The sequence below is a fragment of the Bifidobacterium asteroides genome (assembly GCF_003202755.1).
Taxonomy (GTDB): Bacteria; Actinomycetota; Actinomycetes; order Actinomycetales; family Bifidobacteriaceae; genus Bombiscardovia; species Bombiscardovia asteroides_F.
Genome location: NZ_QGLK01000005.1, coordinates 1 through 18,019, shown reverse-complemented (window position 1 = coordinate 18,019; position 18,019 = coordinate 1). Strand labels below are relative to the sequence as shown.

General features: G+C 56.4%; 17 protein-coding genes. 12 read left to right on the top strand and 5 right to left on the bottom strand.

What is annotated here, in order from left to right; all coding sequences use genetic code 11:
- Window positions 1-35: 35 nt before the first annotated feature.
- A complete protein-coding gene (locus DKK74_RS06415; RefSeq protein WP_024626731.1) occupies window positions 36-776 on the top strand; it encodes a phosphoglyceromutase in 741 nt (246 codons plus the stop codon).
- A gap of 177 nt (window positions 777-953) precedes the next feature.
- Here the strand turns inward: DKK74_RS06415 and DKK74_RS06410 are convergent, their stop codons facing one another.
- Together DKK74_RS06410 and DKK74_RS06405 are read right to left on the bottom strand one after the other, a co-directional pair.
- On the bottom strand, window positions 954-2,504 hold the full coding sequence (locus DKK74_RS06410) for a hypothetical protein (protein ID WP_146210555.1): 1,551 nt from the start codon (window positions 2,502-2,504) through the stop codon (window positions 954-956).
- A gap of 919 nt (window positions 2,505-3,423) precedes the next feature.
- Window positions 3,424-4,437, bottom strand: a complete 1,014-nt coding sequence (locus DKK74_RS06405) for a LacI family DNA-binding transcriptional regulator (protein ID WP_181414948.1) — start codon at window positions 4,435-4,437, stop codon at window positions 3,424-3,426.
- A 335-nt stretch (window positions 4,438-4,772) separates the two neighbouring features.
- Between DKK74_RS06405 and DKK74_RS06400 the strand changes: the two genes are divergently transcribed.
- Genes DKK74_RS06400 through DKK74_RS06390 form a run of 3 tightly spaced genes read left to right on the top strand, consistent with a single transcriptional unit; the run spans window position 4,773 to window position 7,866 of the window.
- A complete protein-coding gene (locus DKK74_RS06400; protein ID WP_110413334.1) occupies window positions 4,773-6,047 on the top strand; it encodes an ABC transporter substrate-binding protein in 1,275 nt (424 codons plus the stop codon).
- 14 nt (window positions 6,048-6,061) lie between these two features.
- Window positions 6,062-6,958, top strand: a complete 897-nt coding sequence (locus DKK74_RS06395; RefSeq protein WP_110413661.1) for a carbohydrate ABC transporter permease — start codon at window positions 6,062-6,064, stop codon at window positions 6,956-6,958.
- Window positions 6,959-7,011: 53 nt separating this feature from the next.
- Window positions 7,012-7,866: a carbohydrate ABC transporter permease gene (locus tag DKK74_RS06390; RefSeq protein WP_211120958.1), complete on the top strand. Its 855-nt coding sequence runs from the start codon at window positions 7,012-7,014 to the stop codon at window positions 7,864-7,866.
- 90 nt (window positions 7,867-7,956) lie between these two features.
- Here DKK74_RS06390 and phoU read toward each other — a convergent pair whose 3' ends face one another.
- Window positions 7,957-8,634: a phosphate signaling complex protein PhoU gene (gene phoU / locus DKK74_RS06385; protein ID WP_110413333.1), complete on the bottom strand. Its 678-nt coding sequence runs from the start codon at window positions 8,632-8,634 to the stop codon at window positions 7,957-7,959.
- Window positions 8,635-8,835: 201 nt separating this feature from the next.
- Here phoU and DKK74_RS06380 point away from each other — a divergent pair, with 201 nt between their 5' ends.
- Window positions 8,836-10,086, top strand: a complete 1,251-nt coding sequence (locus DKK74_RS06380) for a sensor histidine kinase (RefSeq protein WP_258334483.1) — start codon at window positions 8,836-8,838, stop codon at window positions 10,084-10,086.
- On the opposite strand, the gene DKK74_RS06375 is transcribed toward DKK74_RS06380, so the two are convergent.
- Window positions 10,019-10,306, bottom strand: a complete 288-nt coding sequence (locus DKK74_RS06375; protein WP_110413332.1) for a DUF2530 domain-containing protein — start codon at window positions 10,304-10,306, stop codon at window positions 10,019-10,021. The two genes, DKK74_RS06380 and DKK74_RS06375, sit on opposite strands and share 68 nt — an antisense overlap.
- 139 nt (window positions 10,307-10,445) lie before the next feature.
- Between DKK74_RS06375 and manA the strand changes: the two genes are divergently transcribed.
- From manA to DKK74_RS06355, 4 genes are all read left to right on the top strand, one after another.
- Complete coding sequence (gene manA / locus DKK74_RS06370; protein ID WP_110413331.1) at window positions 10,446-11,831, top strand: mannose-6-phosphate isomerase, class I; 1,386 nt, start codon at window positions 10,446-10,448, stop codon at window positions 11,829-11,831.
- A gap of 293 nt (window positions 11,832-12,124) precedes the next feature.
- The gene (locus DKK74_RS06365; RefSeq protein WP_110413330.1) at window positions 12,125-13,036 is read left to right on the top strand and encodes a CHAP domain-containing protein; all 912 of its coding nucleotides are present in this window, start codon (window positions 12,125-12,127) and stop codon (window positions 13,034-13,036) included.
- 70 nt (window positions 13,037-13,106) lie between these two features.
- Entirely contained in the window at window positions 13,107-13,835 is a 729-nt protein-coding gene (locus DKK74_RS06360; protein WP_110413329.1) for a C40 family peptidase, read from the top strand.
- A 169-nt stretch (window positions 13,836-14,004) separates the two neighbouring features.
- Entirely contained in the window at window positions 14,005-15,051 is a 1,047-nt protein-coding gene (locus tag DKK74_RS06355) for a universal stress protein (RefSeq protein ID WP_110413328.1), read from the top strand.
- Window positions 15,052-15,141: 90 nt separating this feature from the next.
- On the opposite strand, the gene DKK74_RS06350 is transcribed toward DKK74_RS06355, so the two are convergent.
- A complete protein-coding gene (locus DKK74_RS06350; protein ID WP_110413327.1) occupies window positions 15,142-15,555 on the bottom strand; it encodes an OsmC family protein in 414 nt (137 codons plus the stop codon).
- A gap of 142 nt (window positions 15,556-15,697) precedes the next feature.
- Here DKK74_RS06350 and DKK74_RS06345 point away from each other — a divergent pair, with 142 nt between their 5' ends.
- From DKK74_RS06345 to DKK74_RS06335, 3 genes are all read left to right on the top strand, one after another.
- The gene (locus tag DKK74_RS06345) at window positions 15,698-16,573 is read left to right on the top strand and encodes a thymidylate synthase (RefSeq protein WP_110413326.1); all 876 of its coding nucleotides are present in this window, start codon (window positions 15,698-15,700) and stop codon (window positions 16,571-16,573) included.
- A gap of 89 nt (window positions 16,574-16,662) precedes the next feature.
- Complete coding sequence (locus DKK74_RS06340) at window positions 16,663-17,331, top strand: dihydrofolate reductase (RefSeq protein WP_110413325.1); 669 nt, start codon at window positions 16,663-16,665, stop codon at window positions 17,329-17,331.
- Window positions 17,331-17,870 (top strand): low molecular weight protein-tyrosine-phosphatase, encoded by a 540-nt coding sequence (locus tag DKK74_RS06335; RefSeq protein WP_110413324.1) that lies wholly within the window; start codon window positions 17,331-17,333, stop codon window positions 17,868-17,870. The genes DKK74_RS06340 and DKK74_RS06335 overlap by 1 nt, the downstream gene beginning before the upstream one ends.
- Window positions 17,871-18,019: the final 149 nt, after the last annotated feature.

The following is an 18,019-nucleotide window of genomic DNA, read 5'->3' as shown; positions in this document are numbered from 1 at the left end:
CGAAACAGTCCCTCTCAGGTCTTAGAATTTTCAGTATGACCTACAAACTAGTATTGCTCAGGCACGGCCAGAGCGCATGGAACAACACCAATCAGTTCACCGGCTGGGTGGACGTCCCGCTGACCGAGCAGGGCGAGCAGGAGGCCCGCAAGGGCGGCAAGCTGCTCAAGGATAAGGGTGTTCTGCCGGACATCGTCTTCACCTCGCTGCTGCGCCGCGCCATCAACACCGCCAACATCGCCTTGGATGAGGCTGACCGCCTTTGGATCCCCGTCAAGCGCGACTGGAGGCTGAACGAGCGTCACTACGGAGCATTGCAGGGCAAGAACAAGACTGAGATCCGTGAGAAGTACGGTGACGAGAAGTTCATGCTCTGGCGCCGCTCCTATGCCACCCCGCCGCCCGAGATCGACCCTGACGACGAATATTCGCAGTCCCATGATCCCCGGTATGCCGGAGCCCCAGTGCCTCGCGCCGAGGCACTGGCCAACGTGGTCAAGCGCGTCACCCCTTACTGGGAGAGCGACATTGTCCCGGAGCTCAAGACTGGCAAGACCGTTCTGATTGCCGCTCACGGCAACTCGCTGAGGGCCATCGTCAAGATGCTCGACAACCTGACTGAGGATGAGATTGCCAAGGTCAACATTCCCACGGCCATTCCTCTGGTCTACGAGCTTGATGAGAACTTCAAGCCCATCAAGCCTCGTGGCGAGTATCTGGATCCGGAGGCAGCCGCCGCCGGTGCCGCTGCTGTGGCGGCCCAGGGCCAGAAGTGAAATTCTATAGATAATTTATCCGATGATGTGAATCGGACTTTGGGCGCAGAGTGTCCAAAGTCATTAGAGGTGGTGCCCTCTACTTTTGTGGTGGGCGCCACCTTTCATATTCCTGATGCCTTTTGAGCCGGGGGTGAGAGCAAAAAACGATGCTCTCACCCCTGATAATCTTGCTGCCTATCTGGTCCGGATGGTCAAGGCGACACTTTGTCCGGGCTCGACCTCTTCCTCTACGCCGACTGCGGATCCATCGTGAAGATGGATGACGCTGGCTTGGTATCGTCTACTTTGACCATTGAGTGTCACATCTTCCAACATTGTGTCCGGCTGCATGGAGATTTGCAAATAGGCATGCAGGGTCTCATCGGTCCTGTTGGTGAAGTGAAGTGTGTCGTCTACTTGCTCGAAGTCCACCTGACCACCACAGAAGGCCAGTCCTTTCCAGCTGAAATGACGCCAGGGCGTATAAGGAGCGATTCTGATGCTTCGTGCCTCTTGATCGCGTTCGACTCCCATGATGTCATGCAGGAAGAAACTGACAAACTCACCCGCGCACCAGCCGCACTTGCCCAGACCTCGTTTGACCTTGGTGGGTTCCTGCTCAGCATGCTCGAATGGCCACCACCAGAAGGATCCATCCAGATCAGTGGTTCTGCGGAGCTCAAGCAGGGCATCTTTGAGTTCTTCCCGCGTATTTGCCCTGCAGAGCCCATGGATATGGCCAGGATAGGTAATTCCGTTGCTGTCGTCAAAATCCCAGAAGTCGATCCCTCCTGTGATCGGCGCATAATACGGGTCTCTGGTGCTGTGGGCCCATCTGGCGTGATTGCGGATGAGTTCGTCGTCACGGCTGGTGAATCCGTAAACGGAGGCCAGTGTCAGGTCGCTTTCCTCTCCGTCATGGACGCCGATGATGCTCCCATCCCTGTTGGTTCCTTCCACATACATGGGCTTGCCATCAATGCTGCGGACGCATTTCTGACCAAGCGACTGGTGAAGTTCTTCAGCGATCTGTTTCAGCTGTCTCGTCTGATCGGCATCCAGAAGATCCGAAAAGTCCTCGGCCATGACCGTGGCTGCCTTCCAGGCTAGTATGTTGGACCCGGTATGGTAGTCGCCGCGTGACGGCCCGTCCGAAATGTAAAGAGTCTCATAAAGCTGCCCTTGCTCAGGTCGTTCAGCGATAAGATTGGCGGCCAGCCTACGGACGTATTGGGCGAATATTTTTTGGTTCACAGCGAATGCTGTGCGGCCATGCCGGTGAACCAACATAGAAGCCAGAACTACGGCGAGACAGGAATTGCCTAAGGAGTGTTCGAATCCGCTTGCTTCTGGATGCATTCGGGCCTCGCGTTCCCAAGCCTGGTCAGGAATGCCATACTGCGCAAGAAATTCGATCATGGGATTGGCCAGGTCAGGATTGCTGTCGACCAGCCCCATGGCGCAGTAGCCGAAGTCTCTGGTCCATACGTCGGGGAGTGGATTGGCGTTGGATCCCCAGAATGAACCAGCTGCCTTGCCGTCTGCTTGCAGGAGAAGACTTTGTCGGGCTAGTTCAGCCGACCGGGTGATGAGATCACCGTACCATGGGTCTTCCGGAATCTGGACCTTGCCCAAGCTGCCCTTACGGGCTTTCAAGGTCGCTTTCAGAGCTGTCCGGCATCCATGAATGGTGTTAAATATCTGAAGGCCATCCTCTTGCTCTGAAAAATCGAAGACACTGGCCACGCTCCGACTTTCTCCTGGATCAAGCCTGAGCATAGTCTTGGATGTGCCGCTTGTGATAGGGCTGTCTGATTCGCTCAAAAGATTGAATTTCAAGGGCAGAGCAACTGTCCCATCCTTGCCCCGTGTTGACGACAAAATCGATACGTTTACGTCTAAAGGCGTGGTCCCCCGATTGGCGAGCTGGCAAAGCTGAATAAGGCACAAAGGTCTGCTGGCGCCTTCTTGGGGCACGAAGACGATGGTCTGGCTGTGCAGATTGCCTATCGAGGCATCGAAGACAGGTATGAGATCGTCGATGAAACTGAGCGCAGGTGATGGACATTGACGGTTCATGCAATTAATCTGCATTCCAATGTGTCCTTGGCAGAAAGCCAGCTTCTTGTACACGTAGACACCAGGAATGGTCTTGCCTCGCACGTCCTCGCGTCCTATTGCTACAACTGCGCGTCGTACCTGTCCAGTTCTGTCTAGGGCGGCCAAAAGGCGATTGTTGGATATATCGACACTGAAAGGATAATCAGTGTATCTGCCAAGATCGTATTCCATGACCATGTCGTCAGGCCATTCGAGGCCTGCTGCGGCAAAGAAGCTAGCACGATTGCCAGCGGCACCTTTCGCATTGAATCCCATCAAGGTTTTCTCCGTTTTATTTTCTTGTTGATCCGAGGTTGGCGACGGCATCAACTGCTCCTTTCAGCAAGTTTGTGGGACGCGGGTATCGCTTCACAGCATGCTCGATGGCCCATCCATGGTCATGGAGTCCACATGGTTATATCCATGCTTCTAAGCACATGATAACGTATACATCAGCAAAGGCCAAAGACCTTATGAACCAGCTGCCGCATCATGTGTTTCGGATGGATTGGAATTGTGAGCACTGGTCCTATGAAAACTCAACTTTTGATATGGCGGCTGAGTGTCAGTGTTCTGGAGGGGCGGTTGTATTGCGCACGGCCAGGAAGGATGGCTGAATTTGCATGTTCATGTCAGGGTTTTCGCCCTCTAGCAATTTGAGAAGCGTCTGAGCGGATGACTTTCCCATCTCGTAGGGATCCTGATGAATAGTGGTCAACCCGATTTCATGAGCGTAAGTCGAATCGTCGAAACCTGCAACCGATACGTCTCGGGGGATTGTGTATCCCGAACGCTGCATGCAGAAAAGCAGAGGAAGGGCGTATTCATCATTCATGCAGATTATGGCTGTTGGGTGCTGGTCCAACCTGACCAACTGGGATAGGGCGAAGTCCGCTCGGGTATCGTCCTTGGGAGCGTATACTACTGTGGGGTTCACCCGATCTCCTAGTTTGGAGCATATAGAGCGAAATGCCTGCAGACGCGCCTGACCGTTCCATTTGAAATGTTCAGTCTCTGGGTCCAGACAGACATAGGCGATTTTGCGATGCCCAAGGTTGACCAGATGGTTGATGACCAATTCCATGCAACTGGTTTCATCTATGCCTATGGTTGCCGAAAATTCAGAAATTGGCTCAGTGTTGATCCCGATAAGCGGGATGCCTGTCGTGGCTAATTTGTCGGCCTCTGTGCAGGGTATTTGGAAAGATACCACAAGCACGGCATCAGCATTCCGTTTAATGGACATATCCGAAAAGAATGCATGGCGTTCCTGCTCATCTGAAACGGCGTATAGAGCGATGTCATACCCTGCGTCATGGAGGACGGAATTGAGGCCAGCCAGAACATGCGAGTCATACCAGGAGTCCAATTCTCCGCCAGTCAGGAAGGCGATTCGTGCCGACTTGCCCGATTTCAATGCTGAAGCAGATCGTGAAATGGTGTAGTCCAGGTCTTGTGCGACTTTAAGGACTTTTTCCCTTGTCCGCGGGAGAACCTTGTCGGGGAGGGTAAAAGTACGGGACACCGTTGCTATTGAAACCCCGGCACGATCTGCAACGTCTTGAATGGATGCACCCACAATGCCCTCCTGTTTTCCTTGGGGCTTTTGCCTGCAAAATCTTATCACGGCTGCTCAAATAATGGATACGTATACATCATATATTTATTCTTTACAAGAGACACTTGTTTTTTGAACTGGGTCTATAAGCGCGGGTTAAAGCTAATATACAGAAAATTGACTGAATGACTGGCTATTAAAGAACTTGCAGGGCGATAACTTGCGTGCTAACGTTTACATCAGCTGGTCGGAATGCCAATGATGGTTTCTATATATTCCATTTCGGCTGGTCTAACCACAGGTCGAGCCGTCTTATTGCAGCGTGGCGGCTTGAACGGGGCAGAGGAGAAACGTCAATGAAGATGACGAAAAACAAATTTGTGCGCGTGCTTGCGGCAGTTCTTACTGCCGCGGCTCTGGCACCTCTGTCGGCATGCGGTGGATCCGGAGGCGCCAATGTGACGACGCTCAGCTTCTTCCAGACCAAACCAGAGGCGGTAGAAGACTACTCCAGAATTATCGCGGATTTTGAGAGACTGCATCCGAACATCAAAGTGGTACAGAATCAGGTCTCTTCAGCCGACACAGCCTTGAGGGCTCTTCTGGTCAAAGATCGCACGCCTGATGTCATAGCGCTGAATCCCAACGGAAGCATGGGAAAGATGGCCAAGGCAGGGGTATTTTATGACTTCAGCAACACGCCTATAAGCCATAGGATCCGCCCGGTCATGCAATCCGTGATCAATGGGTTGGGACGAGATGGCAAGCAGATAAATATTGTGCCTTATGCCGGCAACGTATGCGGCATCACTTATAACATTGATTTGTTCAAGCAGCATGGCATCAAGGTGCCCAAGACCTGGAAGGATCTTGAGCAGGCAGTTGCCACTCTGGAAGCTGACGGCGTTGCCCCTTTCATTGGCACATTGGGCGACCCCAATCGTGTTTCAACGCCTTTCGATGGTCTGGCTCCTTACTACGACAGCAACGGGTTCTGGGACAAAATGCGTGCTGAAGGTAAAAAGGTAGGGCCGGATTCGCCCGTTTCTTTCCAGAAAAACTTTAAACCACTGATGGAACGGCTCTATTGGATTTATCAGCACTCGACCAAAGACGTGAGAACCATGACCTATGAGGACGGAACTTCCGCTTTCGCACGGGGTGAGGGAGCCATGCTCTTGGCGGGGAACTGGTCTATGGCGCCGGTCCTGCAGATCAACCCCAAAATGCATATAGGCTTCTTCCCATATCCGACGGACGAGGCCGACAAGGCCATTCTCGTCTCTGGTGGAGATGTGGCGATCACCATGGGTGCGCATCCCAAGCACAAGAAGGAATCCATGGCCTTTATCAACTATCTGTACTCGGACGAGGTTCAACGTCGCTTTGTAAAGTCGCAGCAGCTCATTCCTTCACTCTCGTCAATTCCTGTTGACGAGAATCCGGCCATGAAGCCGGCCAAATACTGGATAGATTCTGGCAGGATCCAGGGATATGCGGATCACCAGATACCCTCCAGCATCAGCTACAACCCGATATTGAACAAAGCAATGCTGGACGGCGACCTGGATTCGGCCCTCACCACACTCGACAAAGAGTGGGGCAAGGTTGCAGCCAGGACCATCGAGTGATCGGAGGCAAACGCATGACTACGACACAGACAACAGTGGCTGCGGGCACTCACAAGCATCGTCGATTTGCTGAAGCCACTTATTACTGGATGGTATGGCCTTTTATCATCCTTTTTGCTATCTTCCACACCATTCCCATGCTGGCAGGTATCTTCTTCAGCTTCACCAACTATGCCGGTTACGGAAAATGGCACATGGTGGGCTTGTCGAACTACGTCAATCTCTTTGGGGATGACAGGGTTCTCCACTCATACTTGTTCACCATCTTCTTTTCACTGGTAGCTACAATCCTGACCAATGTCATTTCCTTGGCGATCGCCCTGGCTTTGAATGCCAGGATCAAGGCCAGGAATCTGTTCAGGGGCATCTTCTTCATTCCTTATGTGCTGTCCATGCTGATCATCGGGTATGTCTTCCAATTCTTCTTTTCCAAGTCAGTGCCGAAGATCTTCTCAGCGGTTCCTCTGCTCAGGGACAATATCCTGACCAATGAGCACTGGGCCTGGGTGCCTATCGTTATCGTGACGGTATGGCAGGCTTGCGCTTTTGCGATCATCATTTATCTTGCTGGCCTACAGACTATTCCTGCCGATATCTATGAGGCGGCTTCGCTCGACGGAGCCACAGGGTTCAAGGCGTTCAAATCCATCACTTTGCCTTTGATCATGGGTTACGTGACCATAAACGTGGTGCTCAATATCAAGAACTTCATGCAGGCCTTCGATCAGATAGTGGCCTTGACCGATGGTGGGCCAGGAATGGCTACTGAATCGGTGACTCTGCAGATTTATCAAGGTGGATTTACAGGCGGCGAATTCGCCTACCAGTCTGCCGATGCAGCCATTCTCTTCCTTATCATTACGGCTCTTTCAGTTATACAGCTTCGTTACCTTAATCCGAAGGAGGATTAAGCGCTATGACCTCCAGTCAAGTTATGAATGCCATTCCGACAAAGCCTTCAGGCATGAATCCACATACACAACAAGGTCATGGAAGGCGTCTCCATAGGGTCAATTGGTGGTTGACAGCCCTGGTGGCAGTATGCTCATTAACTGTTCTTGTACCGCTGTATTTTGCAGTGGCGGTCGCGCTTAAGAGTCCTGAACAGCTGGCTAAAGGGACAGGCTTTGAATGGCCTAATCCAGTGCATTGGGGCAATTTTGCAGAGGCCTGGGCCCGGACCAATTTTCCCAGAGCGCTTATGAACACGGCCATGATTACGGTGTGCTCAGTTGTGCTGACTCTGTTGACCAGTTCGGTCTTGGCCTACGCACTAGCCCGGAACATGCACAGGCCCTTCTTTAAGATTGCTTATTACTACTTCTTGGCAGCCATGTTCATTCCATTCCCTATCGTGATGCTCCCGGTCGTCAAGGAAACGGGATTGCTTGGTCTTGATAATCAGGCAGGACTGATTGTGCTGTATACGTTATACGGGTTCTCGATGAACATCTTTCTGTACACGACTTACTTGCATTCCATCCCCATGGAGCTGGAAGAGGCCGCCCGGGTTGATGGGGCATCGACCTGGAGGGTGTTCTGGCAGATTATTTTCCCGCTTTTGATGCCGATGAATGCAACCGTGGGAATACTTACCTGCGTATGGGCATGGAACGACTTCATCATGCCTCTGGTGGTGCTTACTGACCCCGGTGCCAGGACTCTGCCTTTGGCCCAATACGTATTCCAGGGACAATACAACACCAACTACACCGTGGCCTTTGCTTCCTATCTGATGGCTATGGCTCCCTTGTTGATCGTCTATATATTTTCTCAGCGGTGGGTCATCTCCGGAGTAGTGCGCGGCTCTGTAAAGTAGGCGAATCTGGGTTCAATACCGTTACGTAGAAGAGGAACGGCCCGCCACCCGACCAGCTGTCAGGTGACGGGCCGCCTCTTTGTTGTCCGGTCAGTCCAGATCGAGGTCGAGATCCTTGGGATCCTTGGAAGGGTCGAAGCCTGAGACGATGTAGACCACGCGCCGGGCTGCCGAGACGCCATGGTCTCCCAGACGCTCCATAAATCGTGCCACCAAGACCAGGTCGATTAACTGCTGCCTGGTTCCCTTCCAGTCGTCTGAGAGGGCATAGCCGAATGTCTGTTGGTGGAGCCTGTCCATCTGGTCATCGCTGACAATGATCTGCTCGGCTATGGTCGTGTCCCTGTCGGAGAGCATCTCGACCAGACGGTCTGCCATGACATCCAGAAAGTCCTGCATCTGTTTGAACAGGGGGATGACCTCGGCAGGCAGGGTCGGTTCGGGGTAAGAGCGCCTTGCAGTCTCAGCAATGTGCCTGGCCAGGTCCCCCATACGTTCAAAGGTTGCTGACAGGCTCAGCGTGGAGACCACCACCCGTAGATCAGTGGCCACAGGGCTCTGCTTGGCCAGGAGCCTGATGCATTGATCGATGATGCTGGCTTGGAGGTTGTCTATATCGGCATCCCCGTCGATGACTTCCTGGGCCGTCTCTACGTCGCAGTCCATCAGGGATCGTCCGGCTTTTTTGATGGCATCGCGAACCTTGGCAGCCATCCGATCGAGATCGTCGGCCACCAGCCCCAGCTCCTCGTTGAAAATCACGCGCATTGTTCTTCCCTTTCGGCCTCGGTCAACGATATGACTACAGTCTATGTGACCAGGGTGGCAAGAAAAAGCCATCTCCGAACAATGTCGGGCCATTGGAGCGGCAATCAATGTCGGATATGCGAGAATAAAGCCGGAACGGCCGACGAGACTTGGTTGATGTCGCAGTGTCCGGGGTCGGCGCCGGACTGGAGGGAAGTCCTTATGAGACGGTTCATGAACCGCCTACGCAGCCTTATGGGCAACCGGAGCAAGGATGGTGAACAGGCCGATGGCGAGGCTTTGGAGGGCTCGACCCAGGCCTTGCTGGCACTCATCCCCGCCGCCACGGTTGTGGTCGATGGCGATGGCGAGGTTGTTCGCTCCAGCCCGGATGCCTACAGGCTGGGAATCGTCAGCAACGACGAGATCTCCAATCCGAAGATCATCGAGGCCATCGTGCAGGTACGGCGTTCGGGCGGTCGACGCAGCTTTAATCTGATCACGCGAACGCCTACCGAATTCGCTTTGGATGTCACAGCTGAGAGCACTGAATCCGATAATTGGGATATTGACGAGGCCGAGGATCCTGGGGACGAGACCCATGTTCAGGCCCAGGCGGTTTCCAGAAGGAACTGGCTCAAGGTCACGCTAGGGCGCATCGACCAGTCCTTGGTGGTGGTGCTTATCGATGATGTGAGCGATTCGGTCAGGTTTGTTCGGACCAGGGACGCTTTCATGACCAATGTATCCGAGCAGATGCTCAAGCCGGTCCAGGCCCTGGAGGAGCTGGCGGCACAGCTCAAAACCACCTCCCATCTGGAAGGGGATGACCCAGAGCTTCTTCGCAGTCACCTGCGTAGCGTTTCCAAGGATGCCTCTTCGGTCCAGCGCTACAGCGCCTATCTGGGGCACGTGCTCAAGGATCTTCTTTTGCTGATCCGGGCTCAGGAGCGGATCAAGCCCAGCAGGGAGAACGTGCTTGACGTGGCTGAGCAGATAAGGGCAGTGGTGCAGGATGAGCAGAATGGAGCGGATCAGGCCCATGTGACCCTGCGATGGCGATGCGACCAGCCGCTGACGATTCATGGCGACGGGCAACAGATCAGAGTGGCTCTGGCCAAGCTGGTGGAGAACGCTATCTCCTATTCGCCTTCAGGCTCTACCGTCTCCCTGGCGGCTCAGGCCTCCAAGGATGGGCACTACGCAAAAATCAGAGTGGTCGATCACGGCCGAGGCATATCCAAGGCCGACCAGGGCAGGATCTTTGAGCGCTTCTACCGCGCCGACAATCAGAACGAGGAAACTGCTGTGGGCATCGGCCTAGGGCTGGCAATCGTTAAGCATGTGGCCCTGACCCACCATGGCTCGGTCACTGTGTGGAGTGCGCCGGGAGAGGGGAGCACCTTTACGCTGATGCTTCCTCTGGCTCAGGATCCGGTTGCTGGGCAAGACGGCGATAATCCCAGCGATTGAAATGCTCCCAGATCATCAGCAGGATGCCCACCCCAACCCCGGACAGGCAGACAATCAAAGGCTTGGTGATCGTCATTCCAGTCAAGGCCAGAATGCCTACCACAACCAGCGCCAGAATCCATGCAACAGTGCCGAGCAGGAAGATGCGTCGCAGGTCCACCTGCACGGGCCGAGGCGATGGTCTGCGGGCGGCCGGGTCGAAAATGGGAGCCAGCTTCATACCCCTACTGTACCGTTCGCGATGACATGCGGCGACCCCCGCGCCTTGCCCAGGCCTTGGCCCTTGTCTTATCATGACGGGGATTGGTGGGTTCGTATGCACCGGCCCATGGAGGGATTTCCCGTGGAAAGGGGAGTGCGTGTATCCGATCCAAGCTGTGGAGAAGCACTACGCCTGGGGCTCACATGACCGACTGCAGCGCATGTTCCATCTGCATGAGTCAGACGAACGCCAGGGGGACACCTTGGCGGAGATGTGGTTCAGCGGACACACCGAATCCCCCTCGCCCCTGACCCTGCCCGATGGCTCGCTGCTGCCTCTGACTGTGGCCATTCGCCGCAATCCCATGGCCATGCTAGGGGAGCGGGACTCCCGCCTCTTCGGCCCCACCCTGCCCTACCTGTTCAAGATCATCTCGGCCCGCATTCCTCTGTCTTTGCAGGTGCATCCCCTGGATTTCGAGGCCCGTGCCGGTTTCAACCGTGAGAATGCCCTGGGGGTACCTGACGACGATCCCAGCCGCTCCTTTCACGACAGTCTGGCCAAGAACGAGATGGTGGTGGCCTTGGAGCCCTTCCAGGCCTGTGTAGGCTTCGCGACCATCTCTACGCAGCTGACTCTCCTACGCGCCGTGGACCACCCTCTGGCCGAGCTGATGACCGAGGCGTTGACCGCCCGCACCTTCCACCTGGGGGTTCCCCCGGCCCGCTTTGCCGCGGCTGATGCCATGATGCCGGTCTCCTCTCTGATCTGGCCGGACTCCCGCCGACGTATTTTCCGGGCCTTCCACGCCGCTGTTACTGCTGAACCAGAGGCGGCCCGAGGTCTGGAGGAAGCCTTGGAGGCTGCTGCTGGGCGGCTGCGATCCAAGCGGGCGGGATCTGTGCTGGACCATGCCCTGTGTGCCGCTCGAGCCTTTCCGGATGACCCCGCTGTGCTCTGCTTGCTTATGCTCAACCCTGTGGACCTGGAGGAGGGCGATTCGGTCTATATCCCGGCCGGGACCCCTCACGCATACATCCACGGCACCGCGGCAGAGATCATGACCAACTCCGACAATGTGCTCAGGGCCGGCATGACACCTAAGCATCGGGACATTCCCAACCTCCTGCACAGTCTGGACTGCCAGCCTTCGGTCCCCATTGACCCATCAAGCTCCATGATCGCCACCCTGATCATGCACAATATGGTGACCTACCGGCCCAAGATCAATGAATACATGCTTGTCTACGGGCACGTGGAGGAGGGTGGAGCCACTTGGCCCCTACTCAATAGGCTTCAGCAGCGCTACGGGGATCTGATAGAGCGTCTGGGGCCGCGCCACCTGATGATTCCCCGCCGTGGACCACGCATCATCGTCTGTACTGATGGCCGGATCCGTTGCACGGCCGCTGAACAGTCCTGTGTACTGGACCAGGGGCGGGCACTCTTTATTCCCTCCGAGGATGGCCGTGTCGACATCACCATGCCCCAAGATTCCAACGATGCCGGCGGATCTTTCCTCCTGGCCTCCACTCCGGTCTGACCTCGTATGAGTGCGGTTCGCTTAGGGTGGACAATGCAGGGGTCAAAACTGTGGGACACGCCGTGGCGGACGGCACGCATGCGGGTTTGCTCATGTCCGCCATATGTCCGTATAATCCTAGCGTATTCCGTGGTTGTCGAAGATGAGCGACCACCGAAGCCATGCTTGAGTACACCAGTATGGACGATTCAGGTCATTTGGCCCGGGTCTTCGTTTGCGTTATGGTGTTCCCTTGTGATGGTTCGTGGTACGGCACGAAAGTCGCGTCGGAACATAAACGGGAGTGATTCTAGATGAAGCATGCTGCGCACAGGGCTTCGGCCAGGCGGGGCGCAGGTGTCGGCAGTCGGTCGACTGGCCGATCGTCGGGCATAACCCAGGCAGCAGGCATTGAGGGTCTTGATGGTGCCTTGACAGCCAAGCTCAACGAGGTAGCCCCTCGGACCCGTCGTTCCATCCGTCTAGCGGCCAAGGCCTCAGCTCGTCGCTCTCATATCATGACCGGTTCTGCTCTGACCGTCCTGGTTGGTGCTGCCGCTTCCTCCATGGCTGTCAGCCAGGCTCGGGGCGACTGGTCCCTTCCCTTGGCCGACAGTGTCGCCATCAATTTGGTTACTCCCTCATCCTCCGCTGGCTCCTCTGGAGCAAATGGTGGCGCAAGGGTCTCTCGTTCTGATTACCGTCAGCCCCTGGCAACGGCTTCACAACGCAACGAGGGCAGCTGGGAGCTGGGCGAATCCGAACCCGATGCCGGACAGATGTCCAAATCCCCGGCCAACAATCCGGTCGTGGCTGTGCTGATGGATGCCAACCGATCAGTGCTGCCGGCAGGATTCAATCCCAACCATGTCACTGGAGATGCGGGCAATGCCTACGAGTTCAGCCAGTGCACCTGGTGGGCCTATGTCCGTCGTCACCAGCTGGGTCTGCCGGTGGGTTCACACATGGGCAATGCCAAGGATTGGTCCGGTTCTGCTCGCTCCCTGGGCTATTGGGTGGACAACACGCCACGCAATGTCGGCGATATCGTGGTCTTCCAGGCCGGCCAGGAAGGTTCGGATCCCACTTATGGCCATGTGGCCATCGTCGAGAAAATCAATCCCGACGGTTCCATCGTCACCTCCGAGTGTGGTGCCATCATGAACGGAAAGACTTACTCTCGCACCTTGTCCAATGTGCACGCTTTGAACTACATCCACTACTGATCCTTGACTGCGCGGATCGTGTCCTCTTGTACTTGGTTCTTGTTCCCAATACGTGATAGAATTGTGCCCGATGAAAAAAACACGCAAGTATGTGAGCATGATGGCAGCGGCCACAATCAGTGGCATGCTTTCCATCGGTATACCCGCCGTGGCCCAGGCCAGTGACGGCAGTGAAGCCGCAGTCACTTCGTCGCGTTCATTCACTCCTGGCAGCAAGGTTCGTGCCGACCTGCTGACTGAGTCGACGGCTACCACCGTCGAAAAGGACAGCAGCTGGGGTGGTATCGAGTCTTTGAACGTTCCTGCCACTAAGTCTCAAGCCGAGAAAGATGCTGAAGCCAGAGCCCAGCAGGCTCAGGAACAGGCTCAGGCTGCAGCCAGTCGGCGTCAGTCCGCACAGCAGGTCAGTCGTTCGTCTGCTCGTGCCAGCACCCCCAACACAGTTACCGATGTGCCGGTCTCCGGAACGGGTGCAGATGTGGTCAACTACGCCCTTCAGTTCCAGGGGATTCCTTATGTGTTTGGAGGGACCGATCCCGCCACGGGCTTCGACTGCTCTGGATTCACCCAGTATGTGTTCGCCCACTTCGGCATCGGTCTGCCCCGCATAGCCGCTGCCCAGGGTTCGACTGGCGTGCCGGTTACGGATCCAGCCCCTGGCGACCTGATGGTGGCCCCAGATGGCAGCCATGTGGGAATCTACGTTGGCGGCGGACGCATGATCCACGCCCCGTCCCCCGGCCAGAGCGTCAAGGTTCAGGCTGTCTACCAGACCTTCAACTATCGCCGTCTGGTCTGAGGCAGAGTTTTATGCAGACTTAACGCCCCTACGGGGGCGTTTTGCATATTCAGAGTTGAAGTTCCTCGCGTGTTGGCCCTTGCCAACTTATTGATCAGGTCTGCATGCGATATTCTGACAGAAAGAGCGGTGTCGGTTTGTCATCGCCAAGTTTAAAGGAGGTCGTCGGATGAGCAACGACAAGGCTGTTCTGGTAGGCGTCGATGGCTCGGACGCCAGCTACAAGGCGGCGTGGTGGGCCGCCAACTACGCTAAGCATGCAGGGTTGACCCTGCAAATCGTCTGCGCCTATTCACTTCCCTCGTATGCGGCCGTTTCCTTCGATGCGACCTATACCACCATGGGAGACGACGTAGCGGCTCACAACGATGCCCAGGAGATACTCTCCAAGGCCAAAGCAATCGCCGATGAGCAGGGTGTGGGGGCAGCCACGCTGATTGTGACAGGGGATCCTTCGTCGGTTTTCGTAGAGCTAAGCCGCAATTACCGGCTGATAGTCATCGGCAACCGTGGCAAGGGCGGCCTGGCTGAGCGTCTGCTGGGGACCACCAGCTCCAGCCTGCCTGCCTATGCCTACTGCCCTATCGTGGTCGTTCCCTACACCGACGACGATGGCAATCTGATGCATCTGAGCAACGATATCAAGCGTGTTGCCGTGGGTTCCGACGAGTCCAAGTGGGGTCTTAAGGCACTGCAGATCGCCGCGGCCTTCGCCGATAGCTGGAATGCTGAACTTGATGTTATGTCCGCAGTGCCGAACATCTCCGGACTGACTGGCACAGGTTCGGCTGAGGAGCGCAGCGTCATGGACTCCTATCTGGATGACCTCAATACCAGAATCGCTCCGCTTATGAAGACTTACCCGGATCTGCGCATCAACAAGACCGTAGTGCCAGGGTCTGCCGTAGAAGCCTTGACTCAGGCCAGCAAGACCCATGACGTGGTAGTAGTCGGCTCGCGTGGCCGTGGTGGCTTCACCGGGCTCCTGCTGGGATCTACCAGCCAGGGTCTCCTGCAGCATGCGGTCAGCCCCGTTTACGTGGTGCCGCGCAAGTACGTGGAGGCCGAGGAGTCCGGTCTCAAAGCCGCAGCCGACGCGGCTGAAAGCAAGGATGTGGCCGATATCACCGGAGTGGAGCAGATCTCTGTGGATTTGGCCAAGCCCGAGCAGCTGGCTGATCTGGAGTCGACCATCGATCCCGAGCATAAGGAGTAAGGCGGTCGATTCAACGGCAACATCGACGAAGAGCGGGGATTTCCGAAGTTCAATGAACCTGGGGATCCCCGCTCCTTTATCGCCGTCAGATCAGTGGCGAACTTTGACGGAGACCCTGACCGGGGTCTCCCGCTGATAGGTATGCGCTACGGTGCAGGACTTGGCAATATGGCGGCGGATCCGTTCCTCCAGCTTGTCCGCATCCTCCTGGGCCAGCCTGGCCGAGGTGGCATCGACATCCACCTGTTCGTCGAAGCTCAGGTAGGCGTCGTCGTCGGAGTCATAGGTGCCGTCCACTACGATTTTCGCCCCCTTGCCCTTGCCCAGGGCGCTCTCCACGGCGAATTGGCTGGAGAGGGCTCCGCAGGCGGCCAGAGCGATCTTCATCAGATCGCCGGGGTTGAACTGATCCTCGCCCTTGCCGAAGCTGATGTGGGCCCCATTGTCGCCATAGGCGTTCCAGGTGCCATCCTTGTCGCGTTCGACCCAAAGTCTCTTGCCCATCTGTTCCTCCTTGTCCACACCCAGCCGGGTGCGTCATCCGGATCCGACCCTGTGGCCGGACCTGTTCCTCCAATCTAACCCGGACTGTGCGATTCGTCACCGGGGCGCGCTCAGCTGACCGAGGACTTGATAGTATGGCCGCATGGCCTTGACTCCCGAAGAACTGCAGCGTATTCGTACACGTATCCCTGATCGTCCCGACTCGGACATTCCCACTCCCTACGAGGACTTGGTGCGCACCATCCTGCGCGGGGGCACTTTGAAGTCCGACAGGACGGGCACCGGAACCATATCTCTGTTCGGGCAGCAGATGCGCTTCGACCTGTCGCATTCCTTCCCCCTGATCACCACCAAGAAGGTCTTCTTCCGTGGCATTGCTTACGAGCTGCTTTGGTTCCTGAAGGGGTCGCAGAATGTGCGCTGGCTACAGGAGAATCGCGTGCATATTTGGGACGAATGGGCCGACCCGGAAACCGGGGATCTGGGCCCGGTTTATGGGGTCCAGTGGCGCAGCTGGCCCGCACCGACGCCAGAGGACCCCCATCACACCATCGACCAGATCGCCAAGGTGCTGGATCTGATACGAACCCATCCGGACTCCCGTCGAATGATCGTCACTGCTTGGAATCCAGCCCAGATTGACAGCATGGCTCTGCCACCCTGCCATGCGCTCTTCCAGTTCTATGTGGCCGATGGGAGGCTGAGCTGCCAGCTCTACCAGCGCTCTTGTGACATGTTCCTGGGGGTGCCTTTCAACATCGCCTCCTATGCCCTGCTGACCCTGATGATGGCCCAGCAGGCTGATCTTGAGCCGGGGGAGTTCGTCTGGACCGGCGGCGACTGCCATATCTACGACAATCATGTGGAGCAGGTTCTGGAGCAGCTGTCGCGCAAACCCTATCCTTATCCGACCATGCGCATACGCAAGGCCGATTCCATCTTCTCCTATCAGTACGAAGACTTCGAGGTGGTGGACTATCAATGCCACCCCGCCATCAAGGCCCCAGTGGCTGTCTGATGGTGCGCTGAGCCGAATACGGGCACCGTCGAATCCGAAGATTAGAATGTTCTGGTATATCTACTCACTATGAGGAGTGAACGCAACAGATGGAGCATGACAATAGTCGAAGCGGCTATCACGAACCCGAGCCCGGTCAGGCCGGGCTTCTAGGCGATGAGGATTGGCGGCATCAGGAAGAAGAGATAGGCCGCCGCTCATCGGTCAATATGATTTGGGCGCAGGCGCAGGCCACTGACGGTCGGCGTGGCGCCATCGGTTACCACAATGCGCTGCCTTGGCATCTGAGCGAGGATATGCGGCACTTCAAGGAACTGACCGTATCCCATCCTGTCATCATGGGGAGGCGGACCTGGGTCTCCATGGGGGAGCGGCCCCTGCCCAAGAGGGACAACATCGTTCTGTCCAGTGATCCAGGGTTTCGGGCACCAGGCGCCACGGTGGTATCTGCGGCTGACGATGCTCTGGAGCTGGCCAGGCAGGAAGCCATTCCCGACGATGGGATGGATCGCAGCGAAATCTGGGTCATCGGCGGCGCAGGGGTCTTCAGCACCTTCTTTCCGCTGGCTGATGCCGCCTATGTGACCGACCTGGATCTGCGGACTCCAGCTGATGTCTTTGTGCCCGATATGGAGGAGCTGGTCAGCAAGCGGTTCTGGCAGGTGCGCGACGAGAGCCAGTGGATGAACCCTGCCAAACCAGACCAGGCGGCTGCCATCCCGCGGTTCCGGTACATCACCTATGGGAAGGTGCGTTGATGGGCCAGGATTCTGAAGGAAAGGCCTCACGGGGTCCCTACAACGTCATAACCGTCTGCACCGGCAACATCTGCCGGTCGCCCATGGCTGAGGTCATCCTGCGCAAGTTCTTCCAAGATCGCGGACTGGATGAGGATCAGGTCAGGGTGGAATCCAGCGGAGTCAGTGACGAGGAGTTCGGCAACCCCATAGATCGACGTGCTCAGAAAGTTCTGCGCGAGCGGGGCTATGAGGTGCCGGCTGACCACTTCGCCCACCGGATCACCCGGGAGGAGGCCGAAGATGCCGACCTGCTGCTGCCCATGACGGCCGACCATATGCGAGCCCTTCTCCGTCTGCTGCCCTCCGGCAAGCGATCCGCTGTTCACCTGTACCGCAGCTTCGACCCGGACCTGCCCAAGCCGGCACCGGGACGGGAGAGCCAAATCGACCTGGTTGACCCTTGGTATGGCGGCCCCCATGAGTTCGAGGTGGCCATCGATCAGATCGAGCACACTGCGCCCTACATCGTCGACTGGGTGGCCAGACAGTTGTCCTGAACGATAGATGCATGAAATAGGCCTATAGGAACTAAACGCGTTGTTTTAGGTTCTGTGTGTGGGTTTGGTTGTGTGTTGGTCAGAGTGTGGTGTTGGGGTATCTGACTGGTGTGTGGAACTCGTTCCAGTTGATGGCGGTGCCGTAGTGT